The 16,729-nt window shown below is 72.7% G+C and carries 12 protein-coding genes; 8 read left to right on the top strand and 4 right to left on the bottom strand.

What is annotated here, in order from left to right; genetic code table 11:
• Positions 1-55 precede the first annotated feature (55 nt).
• The 3 genes from FFT21_RS04685 (at position 56) to truA (ending at position 2,676) form a co-directional block, all read left to right on the top strand.
• Positions 56-1,120: a DNA-directed RNA polymerase subunit alpha gene (locus FFT21_RS04685; RefSeq protein ID WP_137812499.1), complete on the top strand. Its 1,065-nt coding sequence runs from the start codon at positions 56-58 to the stop codon at positions 1,118-1,120.
• A 54-nt stretch (positions 1,121-1,174) separates the two neighbouring features.
• Positions 1,175-1,759, top strand: a complete 585-nt coding sequence (gene rplQ / locus FFT21_RS04680) for a 50S ribosomal protein L17 (protein WP_137812498.1) — start codon at positions 1,175-1,177, stop codon at positions 1,757-1,759.
• An 80-nt stretch (positions 1,760-1,839) separates the two neighbouring features.
• On the top strand, positions 1,840-2,676 hold the full coding sequence (gene truA / locus FFT21_RS04675) for a tRNA pseudouridine(38-40) synthase TruA (protein ID WP_225978118.1): 837 nt from the start codon (positions 1,840-1,842) through the stop codon (positions 2,674-2,676).
• A 30-nt stretch (positions 2,677-2,706) separates the two neighbouring features.
• Here the strand turns inward: truA and FFT21_RS04670 are convergent, their stop codons facing one another.
• On the bottom strand, positions 2,707-3,432 hold the full coding sequence (locus tag FFT21_RS04670; RefSeq protein WP_137812496.1) for a hypothetical protein: 726 nt from the start codon (positions 3,430-3,432) through the stop codon (positions 2,707-2,709).
• Positions 3,433-3,472: 40 nt separating this feature from the next.
• Positions 3,473-4,672, bottom strand: a complete 1,200-nt coding sequence (gene eccE, locus FFT21_RS04665; protein ID WP_225978117.1) for a type VII secretion protein EccE — start codon at positions 4,670-4,672, stop codon at positions 3,473-3,475.
• A gap of 311 nt (positions 4,673-4,983) precedes the next feature.
• On the opposite strand from eccE, the gene eccB reads away from it, so the two are divergent.
• Positions 4,984-6,588 carry a type VII secretion protein EccB gene (gene eccB, locus FFT21_RS04660; RefSeq protein WP_192909386.1) on the top strand — a complete coding sequence of 535 codons (1,605 nt, stop codon included), beginning with the start codon at positions 4,984-4,986 and terminating at the stop codon, positions 6,586-6,588.
• A gap of 24 nt (positions 6,589-6,612) precedes the next feature.
• Here the strand turns inward: eccB and mycP are convergent, their stop codons facing one another.
• Both mycP and eccD read right to left on the bottom strand, forming a co-directional pair.
• The gene (gene mycP / locus FFT21_RS04655) at positions 6,613-8,022 is read right to left on the bottom strand and encodes a type VII secretion-associated serine protease mycosin (RefSeq protein ID WP_137812494.1); all 1,410 of its coding nucleotides are present in this window, start codon (positions 8,020-8,022) and stop codon (positions 6,613-6,615) included.
• Positions 8,023-8,068: 46 nt separating this feature from the next.
• Positions 8,069-9,466: a type VII secretion integral membrane protein EccD gene (gene eccD, locus FFT21_RS04650; RefSeq protein ID WP_137812493.1), complete on the bottom strand. Its 1,398-nt coding sequence runs from the start codon at positions 9,464-9,466 to the stop codon at positions 8,069-8,071.
• 289 nt (positions 9,467-9,755) lie between these two features.
• Here eccD and eccCa point away from each other — a divergent pair, with 289 nt between their 5' ends.
• From eccCa to FFT21_RS04630, 4 genes are all read left to right on the top strand, one after another.
• Positions 9,756-13,733 carry a type VII secretion protein EccCa gene (gene eccCa / locus FFT21_RS04645; RefSeq protein WP_137812492.1) on the top strand — a complete coding sequence of 1,326 codons (3,978 nt, stop codon included), beginning with the start codon at positions 9,756-9,758 and terminating at the stop codon, positions 13,731-13,733.
• Positions 13,734-13,761: 28 nt separating this feature from the next.
• A complete protein-coding gene (locus tag FFT21_RS04640; RefSeq protein ID WP_137812491.1) occupies positions 13,762-15,663 on the top strand; it encodes a type VII secretion-associated protein in 1,902 nt (633 codons plus the stop codon).
• A gap of 203 nt (positions 15,664-15,866) precedes the next feature.
• Positions 15,867-16,181, top strand: coding sequence for a WXG100 family type VII secretion target (locus FFT21_RS04635; RefSeq protein WP_137812490.1), 315 nt, complete (start codon positions 15,867-15,869; stop codon positions 16,179-16,181).
• A gap of 96 nt (positions 16,182-16,277) precedes the next feature.
• Positions 16,278-16,568, top strand: coding sequence for a WXG100 family type VII secretion target (locus FFT21_RS04630; protein WP_137812489.1), 291 nt, complete (start codon positions 16,278-16,280; stop codon positions 16,566-16,568).
• Positions 16,569-16,729: the final 161 nt, after the last annotated feature.

Raw genomic sequence — 16,729 nt, 5'->3', positions numbered from 1 at the left:
GGCGAGCCATCCAACGGCGTCATATGGCGGGCGCCGGAAGGAAAGGAAAGATCCAGTGCTCATCTCCCAGCGACCCACGCTGACCGAGGAGCCGGTCAACGACACGCGCTCGAAGTTCACCATCGAGCCGCTCGAGCCGGGCTTCGGCTACACGCTCGGCAACTCGCTGCGTCGCACGCTGCTGTCCTCCATTCCCGGCGCGGCGGTGACCAGCATCCGCATCGACGGCGTGCTGCACGAGTTCACCACCGTGCCCGGCGTCAAGGAGGACGTCACCGACATCATCCTCAACCTCAAGGAGCTGGTGGTCAGTTCCGAGGAGGACGAGCCGGTGACCATGTACCTGCGCAAGCAGGGTCCCGGCGCGGTCACCGCGGGGGACATCGTTCCGCCGGCCGGGGTCACCGTGCACAACCCGGACCTGCACATCGCCACCCTCAACGGCAAGGGCAAGCTGGAGATCGAGCTCGTGGTCGAGCGCGGCCGCGGCTACGTGCCTGCCATGCAGAACAAGCAGGCAGGCGCCGAGATCGGCCGCATCCCGGTCGACTCGATCTACTCGCCCGTGCTGAAGGTGACCTACAAGGTCGAGGCGACCCGTGTCGAGCAGCGGACCGACTTCGACAAGCTGATCCTCGACGTGGAGACCAAGCCGTCGATCACGCCGAGGGACGCGGTCGCGTCCGCCGGTAAGACGCTGGTCGAGCTGTTCGGCCTGGCGCGTGAGCTGAACGTGGACGCCGAGGGCATCGAGATCGGCCCGTCCCCGGCCGAGGCGGACACCATCGCGGCGTTCGCCATGCCGATCGAGGACCTCGACCTGACCGTGCGCTCCTACAACTGCCTCAAGCGGGAGGGCATCCACACGGTCGGCGAGCTGGTCTCGCGCAGCGAGGCGGATCTGCTGGACATCCGCAACTTCGGTGCGAAGTCGATCGACGAGGTCAAGATGAAGCTCGCCGGTCTCGGCCTGGCGCTGAAGGACAGCCCGCCCGGGTTCGACCCTTCGGCCGCCGCTTCCGAATATCCGACCGAGGGTTGGGGCGCACCGAGCACGCCGAGCGTGACGGACACCAACCACGACGACGGTCAGGACTACGCCGAGACCGAGCAGCTCTGACACCGAGGCTCTGAGGACCCGGCGCGCGCAGCCGCGCAAAGTAAGGAGCAACCGATGCCCACCCCGACCAAGGGACCCCGTCTCGGCGGGTCGCCGGCCCACCAGCGGCTGATGCTGGCCAACCTGGCCACGTCGCTGTTCACCCACGGCCGGATCAGGACGACCGAGGCGAAGGCCAGGCGGCTTCGCCCGTTCGCCGAGCGGCTGATCACCAAGGCGAAGCGCGGGGATCTGCACAACCGTCGCGAGATCCAGAAGGTGATCCGCGACAAGGACGTCGTGCACAAGCTGATCGCCGAGATCGGCCCGTTCTTCTCCGACCGCAACGGCGGCTACACCCGCATTGTCAAGACGATGCCGCGCAAGGGCGACAACGCCCAGATGGCGGTCATCGAGCTGATCGCGGACAAGACGGTGACCGCCGAGGCCGAGGCGGCCCGCCGCAGCCGACCGGCGGCGGCCAAGGCCAAGGAGAGCGGGCCCGCGTCGCAGACGGCGGCGGAGCCCGCGGAGGGTTCCGAGGAAACCGCCGAGGCCACCGAGGCGGCGGAGACCGTCTCGCAGACGGAGGCCGAGCCGGCCGAGGGCTCGACCGAGACCGTCGAGGGCGAGGCGAAGGGCGAGGACGACAAGTCCTGACGGTTCCATCGCAGGCCATGCCGCCCGAGCCCGCCGTTCCCACCGAGGACGGCGGGCTCGGGCGTACCGCGGGGTCGACCATGCGGGTGCGTTTCGATCTCGGCTACGACGGCACCGACTTCTCCGGCTGGGCCAGGCAGCCGGAGCGGCGCACGGTCTGCGGCGTGCTGGAGGACACGCTCGGCACGGTGCTGCGCACCGAGGTTCGGTTGACCGTGGCCGGGCGCACCGACGCCGGAGTGCACGCCACCGGCCAGGTGGCGCACGCCGACCTGCCCGTCGACGCGCTCGCCGCGACCGCCGGCCGGGAAGAGGCGGTCGACGAGGCGCTAGCCGGACTGGTGCGCCGGCTGGCCCGGCTGCTGCCCGGCGACGTGCGGGTGTTCGCCGCGCGTGCGGTCCCGGACGACTTCGACGCCCGGTTCTCCGCGCTGCGCCGGCACTACGAGTACCGGGTCAGCGACGCCCCCTTCGGGACGCACCCGCTGGAGCGCCGGCACACCCTGGCGTGGCGGCGCCGGCTCGACCTGGCCGCGCTGCGGGACGCCTCCGCCCGGTTGCTCGGCGAGCACGACTTCGTCGCGTTCTGCCGGCGCCGGGACGGCGCGACCACCGTGCGCGAGCTGCAGCGGCTGGACTGGCGCCGGGAGAGCGGCGGGGTACTGGTCGCGCACGTCGCGGCGGACGCCTTCTGCCACTCCATGGTTCGCAGCCTGGTCGGCGCGCTGCTGGCGGTCGGCGAGGGGCGCCGACCGGCGGACTGGCCGGCGTCGCTGCTCACCGCCACCGAGCGCGCCAGTTCGGTCACCGTGGCGCCGCCGCACGGGCTCAGCCTGGTCGGCGTCGACTACCCGGCCGACGGCGAGTTGGCCGCCCGCGCCGCGCAGACCCGCCGGCTGCGCGCGCCGCTCTCCTGACAGCCTGTTCCGGAACAGGCACTGACGCCTTTAGTCGCCGCGCCGGACCGGGCCGAGGATCTGCTGCTCCCTGGGCGTGGTGACCAGCCGCAACACCCGCCACAGGCCTGGTCCGAGCGCCACCACCTGGTCGTCCTTGAGCGTGCTGAGCTGCTGCACCATCGGCGGCGGCAGCCGCCAGATCCGCGCCGCGAGCTGCGCCTGGCCGACTGGGAGCCGCTGCAGCAGCACCATGTCCGCGGCGCCCGCCGTGGCACCAGCCTGCGGATGCAGGTAGGGCAGCACGTACAGGGTGGTCTGCCAGGGCGACCGCGGCGGGAACAACTCCTGCGGCACCGCGCCGCCGTCGTGCACCACGAGCAGCGGCCGGTCCTCCGACGCCCGGGGCAGCTCGACCGGTGCGATCCTGCGGATGGTCACCATCGGCACCGGCCGGCCGTCCGGCCCCTCCCCGGCCGCCCGGAGCAGCACCTGCCACGCCGGGTCGCGCCCTGTGGCGACCATCACCTCCGCCCCGGTGGCCATCGCCCGCAGCGCCACCTGGCGGGCCAGGTACAGCCCGCCCACGATGACGATCCTGGTCGGGGTCGGGCGCAGCACCGAGACGCTGAGCGGCTCGCCCTGCTGCCCGGAGCCCAGCACCATGCCGCCGCGGTCGCCGGACGGGCTGATCGCGTCCAGCATGGCCGGTGACACCAGAAACTCCGGCGCGATGCCGCCCGACCGTCCCGGTGTCTCGATCACCCGGCTGCTCATGTCGTCCTCTCCCGCACGAGGTGGCCTGATCCCAGGGCGCTCACGAGGTCCCGCCCAGCGGCAGCGTCGCGGCGAGACCGGCGAGTTGCTGGCCGCGCAGCGGGGTGAGCGTGATGCCCAGCCGGCCGGCGATGGCCCGCAGTCGCTCGTCCGCGGCGCCCAGCTCACCCGGGGTGCGGGCGCTCACCCGGACCAGGCCGCGCAGGCCGACCTCCTCGCCGTCGCCCGGCGAGATGGACATCGCCACCGTGGACGACAGCGCGCGTACCCCGGTGAGCGCGTTGAGGCTGTGTGCCGTGCCGCGGTGCGGCCATCCGGTGATCGCGTAGCTGGAGTGGCCGACCGTGTCGCTGGCCACCCGACCCCACCGCTCCCGCAGGCCGACCCGCCGGTTGCCGCCGGCCACCGCGGTCAGTTCCGCCGCGGACAGGCCCGCCTTGAGCAGTTCGTCCGCGGCCAGCGGCCGGGTGGGCACGCCGCGCTCGCCCAGCGCGCTACGCACCCGGGACAGCGCGCCGATCAGCGCGCGGTGCGCGCCGACCACCCCGCCGCCGCGCTCGGCGATCGCGCCGACGCAGCGCTTCGGGTCCAGCCGCACCGCGACCCACGTGGTCCGCCGGGCGGCGGCCGGCAGCGGGCCGAGCACCTCCAGGTACGAGGCCAGCGCCGGTGACCGGGACGGCAGCGAGGCGCTGCCCGGGTAGCAGTGCCAGATCACCTGGATCGCGTCCAGCACCACGCCGCGGTCCTCCAGGCACGGTGCCAGCGCGCCGAGCGGCAGGTTCGGCGCGGCACCGACGTGCGTCACCGGCGCCGGAACCGGATCGACCAGCAGCACCGCGGTCCACCCGCCGGCGTGCCATGCCATGCCGAGCGGCCGCCGCTCGTGGTCGGTGCCCTGGGCGACGACCAGGTCCGGCACGGCGAGCCGGAGCAGGGCGACCCGCTGGTCCTCCGGGCCGATGACGGTGGGCGCCTCCTCGGCCTCGGCGTCCGCCAGCGACGGCGCCAGCACGGTCTCGTCCGGCGCGGTGATGGTGGCCACCCGGGTGTGCGGGCGCAGCGCGTACCGGCCGACCAGGGCCAGCCACTGGGTCAGCCACCGGCGCCGCCAGCGCAGCAGCCCGATCACCAGTGCCACCAGCAGCACCGCGGCGGCGACGGGCAGCAGCAGCCGGCTCACGCTGATCAGGGCGAGCCCGATGGCCAGACCGATCTCGAGCATCACCAGGTTGGCCACCGGCAGGCCGGCGAGGCTGACGCCGACCGTCCGGCGCCGGGCGCGTAACGCGACGCGCACCGCGTTGGCCGCGGCCGAGGCACCGGCCGCCCCGGGCTGTGATCGGGTCGGCTGTGGAGTGGTCACGGACATCCGCTCGGTCTCTCCCCCTCGGTGCTGGCTGGCGCCCACGGGCCGGATCCATGGTGATTGTCTTCTCGGACCGCCGGCCGGGAAGATCGGGGTCGGGTCCACCGGAGTGGCACCCGGACCGCCCCGCGTCCGGCTATCCTGCCGAACCGTACCGCGACCGAGGGGGCTACAGGCCGAGAATGCCGTCAACACCTACCACCAAGTCACAGGTCCAGGCGTACCGCTTCGTGCTCCGGAGGATGCAGTCCGCGCTGGTGCGCAAGGACGCGGTGATGTTGCACGACCCGATGCGCACACACACCCGGGCGATCACCGTCGGCGTCATCGTGTCCTGCCTGGGGCTGGTCGGCTTCGTCGTGTTCGGGCTGTTCAAGCCGAGCCCCAGCGCGCCGTCCCAGGGCATCGTGATCAGCAAGGAGAGCGGCGCGGTCTACGTGGCGACCAGCAATCCACGGCAACTCGTGCCGGTGCTCAATCTCGCCTCGGCCCGGTTGATGCTGATGCAGGAGTCCTCGTCGTCCGGGTCGAACGCGCCGGCTCCGTCCGAGGGCGGGCCGGCGGGGGGCCCGCCCACCGTGGTGGACGACTCGGCGCTGCAGGGCATCCCGCGCGGCCGGCTGGCCGGCATCCCGGGCGCGCCGCTGCTGCTGCCGGAGAAGCAGGAGCAGCGCACCTCGCCGAACTGGGCGGTCTGCGACCAGCTCGACGTGCAGGGCTCCCAGCCGGACGCGGGCAGCCGGGCGAACGTGCAGACCACCGTGCTCGGTGGCGTCGCGGACATGCACGGGCTGCACCCGCTCGGCCCGAGGGACGCGGTGCTCGCGGCCGCGCCGGACGGCCAGACCTATCTCGTCTACCCCACCCCGCCGGGCTCGAAGATCGGTGCCAGCGCGGTGCGCGCCCGGGTGGACCTGAGCGACACCGCCGTCGCCGCCAACTTCAACCTGCGCGATGCCAAGCCCCGGCGGATGACCGCGGCGGAGCTCAACGCCATCCCGGAGGTGCGCAGGCTCGCCGTGCCGAACGTGGACGGCGAGGGCGCCCAGCCCAAGGGTTACGACGTCGGCATCGCCGCGAAGATCGGCACCGTGGTGCAGGCCCAGGTCGCCGGCGAGGATCCGCACTACTACCTGGTTCTCAAGGATGGTCTGCAGCAGGTCTCGCCTGCGGTGGCGCAGCTTTTCCAGGCGGAGAACGCGCCGAACCAGCAGGTCATCCCGAGCATCACGGCCCGCCAGGAGGCCACCGCGCCACGCACCCAGAACCCGCTGCCGGTCGGCGACTTCCCCGCGGAGCGGCCGAATGTGATTTCCGCCTCGGACGCCCCGGTGTCCTGCCTGTCCTGGAGCCTCAAGGACGGCGACGAGCACACCGAGGTGCTGCTCGGTTCGCAGGTGCCGGTGCCGCAGGGCATGCAGCCGGTGCAGCTCAACCAGCCGGGCGCCGGCGGTGAGCTGGTGAAGTGGTTCTACCTGCCGCCGGGGCACGCCGCGATGGTGCGCAGCGTTAGCTCCAAGGCGGACTTCGCCAGCGGGCCGCTCACCCTGGTCGCGGACACCGGCGTCCGGTTCGGCATCCCGGACGTGGCCACCGCCACCGCGCTCGGGGTGAACACCAACAACGGCAACTTCGACCCGGCCCCGGACGCGATCCTCCGGCTGCTCCCGGCCGGCCCGTCGCTGAACCACAACGACGCGCTGCGCACCTTCGACACCGTGCCGGTGGACAACCGGGCGGGCACCTGGCCGACGCCGACCTCGACCCGCTCCGCCGGCGGCAGCTGATCCCGGCGGGACGACGGCGCGGGATCAGTACCGGCGGGAGCCGGCGCTGCGCCGCCGCACCCGGCGGGAGGCGTGCACCACGAACAGGGTGACCAGCAGGATGCCGACGCCAGCGCCGGCGCCGATCAGCGCGACCCGCACCGGCGTCCAGTTGGCCGAGGAGCGGTCCAGCGAGGTGCGCAGCGGCGCCGCCTTCGGCGCCGTGGCGCCGTTCTCCTCGGGCAGCACCGCGGTGAGCGCGGCCACCGGGTCCACCATGCCGTAGCCGAGCTTCCTGTTCCGCCCGCCCGCGCCGTCCGGGTGCTGCGCGGTGGCCTCGATCCGGTGCATCACCTGGCGCGCGGTCAGGTTCGGGAACCGCTGCCTGACCAGGGCGGCCACCCCGGCCACGTACGGGGACGCGAAGCTGGTGCCCTGCAACGGCTGCTGCTGGCTGCCGGACATCTCGGTGTTGGCCAGGCCGTTGCCGGCCGGGTCGAGCGAGATGATGTTGGTGCCGGGCGCGGCCACGCTCACCCACGGGCCCCAGATGGTGAACGGCGCGGGCGTGCCGTCCTTGTCCGCGGCGGCCACCGACAGCACGTCGTCGGAGAACCACGGCGGCATGGCCACCACGTTGACCTTGTTCGGGTCCGGGTTGTCGTTCTGCTGCTCGCAGCCGGGGGTGGCGTCGGTCTTGCGGTTGCCGGCCGCGGCCACCACCACCACGTTGTGCTGCACCGCGTAGTACACCGCGGCCTGCAGCGCGCGCCACGCGTTGCCGCGGAGCTGGGCCGGGGTGTTGCACGCGGTGATCGAGGCGTTGATCACCGTGGCGCCCCGGTCCACCGCCACGCGGATCGCCCTGGCCAGCGTGTCCACCGTGCCGGCGGGCCGCTCGCCGCCCTGGTAGCCCGCGTCCGGCGTCTGGTAGTTGGAGCTGGTCTGCCGGATGGAGAGGATCGTGGCGTCCGGCGCGACGCCCTCGAACCCGGTGTTCGGGTCGTTGGACGCGGCGATGATCCCGGCCACCTCGGTGCCGTGCCCGTCGCAGTCGAACGTGCCGTTCTTGCCCGGCTCGACGTAGTCCCCGCCGCCGGAGAGCCGGCCGGCGAGCCGCGGGTGCGGGTTGACCCCGGTGTCGATCACCGCGACGGTCTGGCCCTTGCCGGTGGCGAACCGCCACGCCTCCGGCAGCCGCATGACCTGCTGACCCCAGGACGTGCCCTCGATCCGCTGGCTGCCCACGGTGGAGCTGACGCACGCGTTCTTCTGCTGGTACGGGGCGTCCGGCGCGGGCGGTTCGTTCGGCGGAACCAGGTCGGGGTTCACCGGTGGCGGCGTGGCGTAGGAGTTGTCGTCCGCGACGGCGCTCGGCAGGGCCGCGGTCACCAGGCCGAGCAGGGTCGCGGCGCCGAGCACCGCGAGGCGGGTGGCCGTGCTGGCAGTGCGCATCGTGGCAGTGTCCCTTGATCGGGTGAATGCTGGGCGTGCGGCGATTTCAGGAGCCGAGGTTGAGGTGCCGTACCGCGGTGTAGAGGTCCATCACCGCGAGCGCCAGCGGCAGCACGGCCGCGATCAGCACCGCCTCCGCGATGTCCACGCTGCGCCGCAGCACCGGGGAGAACCGCTGGTGCGGCACGACAACGCCGAGCACCAGGGAGGCGGCCGCGGCCAGCACCAGCGCGCCGAACACCAGCAGCACCCGGGTGAGCGCGTTCGCCTCGATCATCCAGCCCACCAGCACGCCGGCCCCGGACACCATGCCGCTGGCCAGCAGCGCGACCGCCTGGCTGCCGTTGGCGTAGGTGCGCGAGCGCAGCAGCATCACCAGGGTCACCACCACGGCGAGGATCGGCCCGAAGATGCTCGGCGAGGTGGCGGCGACCACCGACCCGATCGCGGCGACCGCGCCACAGCCGACGACCAGCCCGGTCATGTACTGGTGGGCCAGCCCGGAGCGCTGCTCGATCTCCTCGAAGTCGGGGAAGCCGGCGTCCTCCTTGAGGTCCTCGGCGTTGCTCGGCACGTTCGGCAGCGGCAGTCCGGCGAGCTGGATGGTGATCCGGGGCAGCACGGACAGCCCGGCCAGAGCGGCCGCGGCGGCCCCCGCGGCGACGGCCGCCGGGGGAGTGTCCACCAGCGTGGCGACCAGGAAGGCCAGCGCGCCGAACACGGCCGCGGTCGCGGCGGCCACGAAGGTGACGACGCCCGCGCCGATCACCATGATCGACGCGGCGGCGACGATCAGCACGAGGGTGCTGGCCAGCAGCAGGTTGGCCCGGCCGGGCGAACCGGGGACCACGTAGAGGCCGCAGACGAAGGCCATCGGCAGGCCACCGGCCGCGGCGACCAGCACGCCGGTGGTGGGAATCGCGTAGACCCGGGTGAGCACCGCGCCCACGGTCACCGCCAGCACCGCGCCCACGCCGCCGGCGACCGCGGCGATCAGCGGATTCCCGCCCATCAGCGGGCCGCCCAGCAGGACCGCGACCGCGGCGGCGAGCAGCGCCATGCCGGCGGCGATGTGCCCGATGGCGCTGGCCGTCTCCGCCGTCCATGGCCGGTAGCTGTCCGGGTGGGCCTCGGCGATCGCGTCGACCACGTCGTCGTACAGCGGCGGCGGCGGGTTGTCCGACCGGCGGCGCAGTTGCAGCAGTTCACCGTCCACGACGCCGAGCGAGGCGAGCGTGCGGCTCGGGTCGAGCGGCCCCTCGCCGAGCTTGGCGAGGCACCAGCCGCCGTGCCGGACGCCGCCGTCCGGTGCCGACTCCCTGGCCATCTCCAGCAGCATCGGTAGCAGGTCGGCCACGGCGACGTCGGCCGGCAGCGCGACGTCGATGCGCGTGTTGGGCGCCACCACCGTCACCCGGCTGAACACTGTCGTCCCGGTCGCCACCAGCGCCCCCTCGAATCCCTTGTCCGTTTCCGTCTTTTCTGTCCGATCAGCGGTACCGCCCGGCCCGTCATCGCGGAATGGGACCACGGCGTCGGCGGGCGCCCCTAGTATGGCTGCACCGGGTACGGCCGGGCGGCCGGTTCCGGTGAAGTGGTTCCGTGGCTTCTTCGCCGGGTCCGCACGCCCACCCGGAGCCCGGTGCCGGACGGGCCGCGTCGCGGCGTCCTCCGGGGTGGTGCCGGCGCGAGCCGGTAGAGGAAGTCGAGACGAGTCGAAGGGTTGCCGTTCGGTGAGCACGCTGCAGTTCAAGCGTTCCGCACGCCTTGCCGCCCCGCGGCCGCCCGGGGGTGAGGTTCACCTCGAACCGCCGCCCGAGGTGCCCCGGGTCATCCCGGGCAACGTGCTGATGAAGGTGTTGCCCGCGGCCATGATCCTGGCCTCGGTCGGGCTGATGGCGTTCACCTTCACCAGCGGCGGCAACAACCCGCAGTCGCTGCTGTTCGGCGGCATGTTCCTGGTCTCGACCGTGGGCATGATGGCCGGCGGAGGTGGCCGCGGCGGCGGCCAGAAAAAGGCCGAGATGGACGAGGACCGCAAGGACTACCTGCGTTACCTCGGCCAGATGCGGGAACGCGCCAGGGAGGCGGCGGACGAGCAGCGCGCCGCGCTGGAGTGGAGCCACCCCGATCCGCAGGCGCTGTGGTCGGTGGCGGCCAGCCGGCGGATGTGGGAGCGGCGGCAGTCCGATGCGGACTTCTGCCACGTCCGGGTCGGGCGCGGCTCGCAGCGGCTGGCCACCCGCCTGGTGCCGCCGCAGACCGGCCCGGTGGACGAGCTGGAGCCGATCGCCACGCTCGCGCTGCGCCGCTTCGTGCGGGCCCACTCCATCGTGCCGGACCTGCCGATCGCCATCTCGCTGCGCGGCTTCGCCGCCGTCGGGTTACAGGGCGATCGGGAGCTGACCCGGGGCCTGGCCAGGGCGATGATCGCCCAGATGGCCACCTTCCACACCCCGGACGACCTGCTGGTCGCCGTGGTGGCCACGGGGCGGGCGAAGGCCGAGTGGGAGTGGGTGAAGTGGCTGCCGCATGCCCAGCACCCCACCGAGATCGACGGCATCGGTCAGATGCGGTTGATGACCGGGTCGCTCGCGCAGATCGAGCAGTACCTGGCCGAGCAACTGCGGGACCGGCCCCGGTTCACCCGTAACGCCCCGCCCAGCGCCGACCAGCCGCACGTGATCATCGTGATCGACGACGGCGAGGTGAGCCGCGAGGAGCAGATCATCCTGGAGGAGGGGCTGGTCGGCGTCACGCTGCTGGACCTCTCCGACTCGCTGGGCGCGCTCACCGCCCGCCGCGGGCTGCGCCTGGTGGTCGAGCCGGACCGGCTGGGCGCCCGAAGCGCGAACAACGTCGAGTGGTTCGGCGCGCCGGACACGCTGTCCGCGGTGGAGGCCGAGGCGCTCGCCCGCCGGCTCGCCCCGTACCGGATCGGCGGCCAGGACGTGCAGGGCGACGAGGAGCCGCTGCTGTCCAATCCGGACTTCCTGGAGCTGCTCGGTATCCAGGGCGACCCGATGACCTTCGACATCCCCACGGCGTGGCGGCCGCGGCCGATCCGGGACCGCTACCGCATCCCGTTCGGCGTCGGCGAGTACGGGCAGCCGGTCGAACTGGACATCAAGGAGGCCGCGGCCGAGGGCATGGGCCCGCACGGGCTGTGCATCGGGGCCACCGGTTCCGGTAAGTCCGAGTTCCTGCGCACGCTCGTGCTCGGCCTGCTGGCCACGCACTCGTCCAGCACGCTGAACATGATCCTGGTCGACTTCAAGGGTGGCGCCACCTTCCTCGGCCTGGACAAGGCGCCGCACGTCGCGGCCGTGATCACCAACCTGGCCGGCGACCTGACCCTGGTCGACCGGATGAAGGACGCCATCGCCGGCGAGGTGGCCCGCCGGCAGGAGGTGCTGGCCAAGGGCAACTTCAAGAACGTCTGGGACTACGAGAAGGCCCGGGAGAACGGCGCCGACCTCGACCCGCTGCCGGCGCTGTTCATCTGCATCGACGAGTTCTCCGAGATGCTCACCGCCAAGCCCGACTTCATCGACATCTTTCTGCAGATCGGCCGGGTCGGCCGGTCGCTGCAGATGCACATGCTGCTCGCCTCGCAGCGGCTGGAGGAGGGCAAGCTGCGCGGCCTGGACACCTACCTGTCCTACCGGATCGGTCTGAAGACGTTCTCCGCCGCGGAGTCCCGCGCCGCGATCGGCGCGCCGGACGCCTTCGAACTGCCGCCCATTCCCGGCTCCGGATACCTGAGCATCCAGGGTGAGCCGCTGATCCGGTTCAAGGCGTCGTACGTCTCCGGCCCGTACCGGCCGCGCGGCATCCAGACCGGGTCCACCTCGGCGCCGATCACCAGCGACAAGCGGCCCCGGCTGTTCGTGCCCGACTACATCGAGATCCCCAAGGAGCCGGTCGCTCCGGTGCCGGTGGCCAGGGAGGAGAAGAGCGAGGGCAACGAGCCCAGCATGCTCGAGGTCATCGTCAACCGGCTGGTCGGCCAGGGCCCGCCCGCGCACCAGGTGTGGCTGCCGCCGCTGGACGAGCCGCCGTCGCTGGACCAGTTGCTGCCGCCGCTCACCCCGACCGAGGACCGTGGCCTTTCCCCGGTGGGCTTCTTCGGGAACGGGCAGCTCCAGGTGCCGCTGGGCATCGTGGACAAGCCGTTCGAGCAGCGGCGGGACATGCTGTGGGCGGACTTCTCCGGCGCGGCCGGGCACGGCGCGGTGGTCGGCGGGCCACAGTCCGGTAAGTCGATGCTGCTGCGCACGCTGATCATGTCGATGGCGTTGACGCACACCCCGGAGGAGGTGCAGTTCTACGCGATCGACCTGGGCGGCGGCACGCTCGCCTCGTTGCGTGGACTGCCGCACGTGGGCGGCATCGCCGGGCGGCGCGACCCGGACCTGACCCGCCGGATGATCGCCGAGATGAACACCCTGATCGCCGAGCGGGAGCAGCGGTTCCAGGAGTACGGCATCGACTCGATGGTCGAGTTCCGCAACCGCAAGCGGCGCGGCGAGCTGCGCGAGGACCCGTTCGGCGACGTGTTCCTCATCGTGGACGGCTGGATGAACTTCCGGCAGGACTTCGAACTGCTGGAGTCCCAGGTCACCAACATCGCCGCGCAGGGGCTCTCCTACGGCGTGCACGTGATCGTGGCCACCAACCGGTGGGCGGAGATCCGGCCGGCGCTCAAGGACCTGCTCGGTACCCGGTTCGAGCTGCGCCTCGGTGACCCCACGGAGTCCGATGTGGACCGCCGGGTGGCGCAGAACGTGCCGGCCGGCCGGCCCGGCCGCGGCCTGACCAGGGACAAGCTGCACTGCCTCATCGGCCTGCCGCGCATCGACGGCTCGGGCAACCCGGCCGACGTGGGGCCGGGCGTGCAGGACGCGGTGACCAGGGTGCACGGCGCGTGGCGGGGTCGCTCCGCGCCGCCGGTGCGCCTGCTGCCGGAACTGCTGCCCTACGAGCAGCTGCCCGCGCCGGAGCAGCAGCCGCGCCCCCGGCTGGTGCCCATCGGGGTCAACGAGGACGACCTCGCCCCGGTGTACCTGGACTTCGACGCGGACTCGCACTTCTTCGCGTTCATGGACGGCGAGTCGGGCAAGACGAACCTGATGCGCGCCATCGCCCAGGGCATCATGACCCGCTACACCCCGCAGGAGGCGCTGATCCTGCTGGTGGACTACCGGCGCACCATGCTCGGCTTCGTGGACTCGGACCACCTCATCGGCTACGTGGTCTCGTCCAACCAGCTGGTTGACATGGTCAAGGACGTGCGGGACTCGATGCAGCGCCGGCTGCCCGGTCCGGACGTCACCCAGGAGCAGTTGAAGAACCGGTCCTGGTGGAAGGGGCCGGAGTTGTTCGTCCTCGTCGACGACTACGACCTGGTCGCGCCGCAGGGCAACAACCCGTTGCAGCCGCTGGCCGAGTACCTGGCCCAGGCCAAGGACGTGGGCCTGCACCTGGTCGCGGTGCGGCGCACCGGCGGTGCCTCGCGGGCGCTGTTCGACCCGGTGCTGGGCAAGCTCAAGGAGATCGCCGCACCCGGCCTGGTCGGCAGCGGCAGCAAGGATGAGGGCGCGCTGCTCGGCACGGTCAAGCCGTCCCCGCTGCCGCCGGGCCGCGGCACGCTGGTCAGCCGCCGGCACGGCCAGCAGCTCATGCAGGTGGCATGGGTGCAACCGGAGTAGCGGCCGTGCCCGGTCCCGGGAACATCCGGTGAGCCTGCACGTCGCCGTCGACTTCGGCACGTCCAGCACGTGCGTGGTGGTGTCGGTCGACGGCCGGGAGCCGCAGGTCGTCGTGTTCGACGGGCAGCCGCTGGTGCCGTCCGCGGTGTTCGCCGGCGTGGACGGCACGCTGTTCGTCGGACCCGAGGCGGAGCGGCAGGCCGCGGTCGACCCGTCCCGGTACGAGCCGCACCCGAAGCGCCGGATCGACGAGGGCGAACTGCTGCTGGGCAGCACCGTGGTCGGCGTGCCGGACGTGGTGGGCGCGGTGCTGGCCAGGGCGGTGGGCGAGGCCCGCCGGCTGGCCGGTGGCGCGCCGGCCGACCTGCTGGTGCTCACCCATCCCGCCGACTGGGGCGCGCTGCGCACCGGGGTGCTCCGGCGGGCCGGCCGGCCGCTGGCCCGCGAGGTGGCGTTGCTGCCCGAACCGGTGGCCGCCGCGGTGTTCCACTCCGCGTCGCACACCCTGCCGGACGGCGCCGCGCTCGCCGTGCTCGACCTCGGCGCCGGCACCGTGGACGCCAGCGTGGTCCGCCGCCGGGGCGGGACGTTCCAGGTGCTGGCCACCCGGGGCGACCCGAACTTCGGCGGCGCGGACATCGACCAGGCGTTACTGGAGCACGTCGGCGGGCTGGTCGGCGGAGAGGATCCGGACGCGTGGCAACGGCTGGTCGAGGGCCGGGAGATGGCCGACCGGCGGCGCCGCCGGGTGCTGTGGCAGGACGTGCGGGGCGCCAAGGAGACGCTGTCCCGGCACGCGTACACGGACGTGCCGATGCCGCCACCGTTCCCGGACGCGCACGTCACCCGGGCCGACCTGGAACGGCTGGTGGCGGCGCCGCTGACCCGGGCGGTGGAGTTGCTCGCCGCGACCGTGGCCGACGCCGGGTTGCAGCCGCACCGGCTGGCCGGCGTCTTCCTGGTCGGCGGGTCCAGCCGGATCCCGCTGGTGGCCAGGCTGGTGCACGAGCGGACCGGGATCGTGCCGATCACATTGGACCAGCCGGAGACGGTGGTGGCTCGAGGCGCGCTGCGGGCGCTGTCCGCGGATCCGCACCGTACCGGCAGCCTGCCCGGGCCGGCCGGCGCGATGGCGACCGGTGCGCCGGGCCGTGCCCCCGCCGCGCCGGCCGGTGTGCCGGATCCGGCCGGCCGGGCGCAGCGGACCGAGGTGCTCGCCCCGGTGCCGGCGGTACCGCCGCCGGGTGGGCCGACCGGGTTCCCCGCACCTTCGCCCGGGTTCCCGGCGGGCGTGCTGCCGGGCGCGGCGGCACCGCCGGGAGCGACACCGGCGGTGCGGCGGCGGGCCGGCCGGGGCAGGACGTCGTGGCTGGTGGCCGGCGCGGTGGTCGCCGTCGTCGCGGTCGGCGCGGGCGGGTGGGCGCTGACCTCCGGTGGCGGCGCCACCGGCGGCGCGGCCGGGCCTTCCGGCCCGACCGCCACGCCGGCCGCCACCTCGGGCAGGGAGATCGCGCAGTACGACTACCGGTTCACCGTGCCCGTGGACTGGCAGCAGACCGGTTCCGAGGCGGCCACCCGCAAGGTGCAGCTTCGGCCGGGTGACGAGCCGAACGGCGACGACCTCATCGCGGTTCAGGAGCAGGCGCTGAACTACGACAGCACCGCCGACCGGGACCGGGCGGTGAACCAGCTTCGGCAGCAGTTCCAGGCCGCTGGCACGGCGTTCTCCGGGTTCGACCCAGCCGCCCAGTTCGCCGGCCGGAGCGTCGTCTACTACCGGCAACGGCTCAGCACGGCCACCGTGGACTGGTACGTGGTGTTCCAGGGCCGGGTCCAGGTGAGCGTCGGTTGCCAGTACACCGACCAGGGCCGGGACCGGGTGGGCGCGGCCTGTGAGATGGGCCTCCGCACCCTCGTGGTCGCCGGCTGACCACCGCCCTCCCGCGGAAACCCCGCGCGACAAGGCCGTTTCGCAACAGCGAATCCGGCGTGCCACCGGCCGGCGTTCACTGTCGCAACGACTTCCGCGATATCCCGGACAGCGGGGAACCGATCATGGCACTGTTTCGGTCGTAGCTTCCGTACGCGGCAAGGGCGTACGACCGAACTTCCACCGAAGGGGGCTAGTTCCCGATGGCTCAGGGCTACCAGACCGGAGCGCCCGAACTCCTCAAGGCGGCGCAGGACATCAACACCACCAACGACGAGCTGCAGGGCATGCTCAACACGCTGCTGGGCAAGCTGGAGCCGCTGCAGAGCGCGTGGCAGGGCCAGGCCGCGACGGCGTTCCACACCCTGCTGGAGCGCTACGCCAGCGACGCCAAGCAGCTCAACGACGCGCTGCAGAAGATCGGTGAGCAGGTGACCGGCTCGGCGCACACCTACACCCGGCAGGAAGAGGAGCAGGCGCAGACGCTGTCCAAGCTGACCCAGGCGCTCAACCCCTGATCCGGCCGCCGATTCCGGAATCGGTCACAGCCGCTCCGGCGACGCGGTCACGGTGCGTGCGTTCAGAAACAGGTACTGACTTCACGAGGGGAATAAATGTCCGAGATCAAGGTTGACTTCGGCGCCATTTCGGCGGCCGCCGGTGACATCGACTCCAGCGCCCAGCAGGTGGACGCCAAGCTCGACGAACTGCACAGCAAGCTGCAGCACCTGGAGGGCATCTGGGTCGGTTCCGCCAACGACGGCTTCCAGCAGACCAAGCAGCAGTGGCTGAACGCGGCCAAGGACCTGCAGCAGACCCTGGCCCAGATCGGCGCCGCGGTCGGCGTGGCGCACGAGAACTACCTGCAGACCGAGGCCACCAACGCGAAGCGGTGGAACGCCTGAGCGAACTCGCCGCAGGCGTCACCCGAGCCCGGGAAGGCCGCGCCTTCCCGGGCTCGGTGCGTGTGTGGCCGGTCACTCGAAAGCGCGAACACTCGTCCCACCTGGGGTGATTCCCTGGTATGGGGGCCGTTTTGACCCTTGCTGGGCGGGGCGGGTAACCT

The organism is Gandjariella thermophila (genome assembly GCF_005405885.1).
Classification (GTDB): Bacteria; Actinomycetota; Actinomycetes; order Mycobacteriales; family Pseudonocardiaceae; genus Gandjariella; species Gandjariella thermophila.
This window is presented reverse-complemented; position numbering and strand designations above follow the sequence as displayed.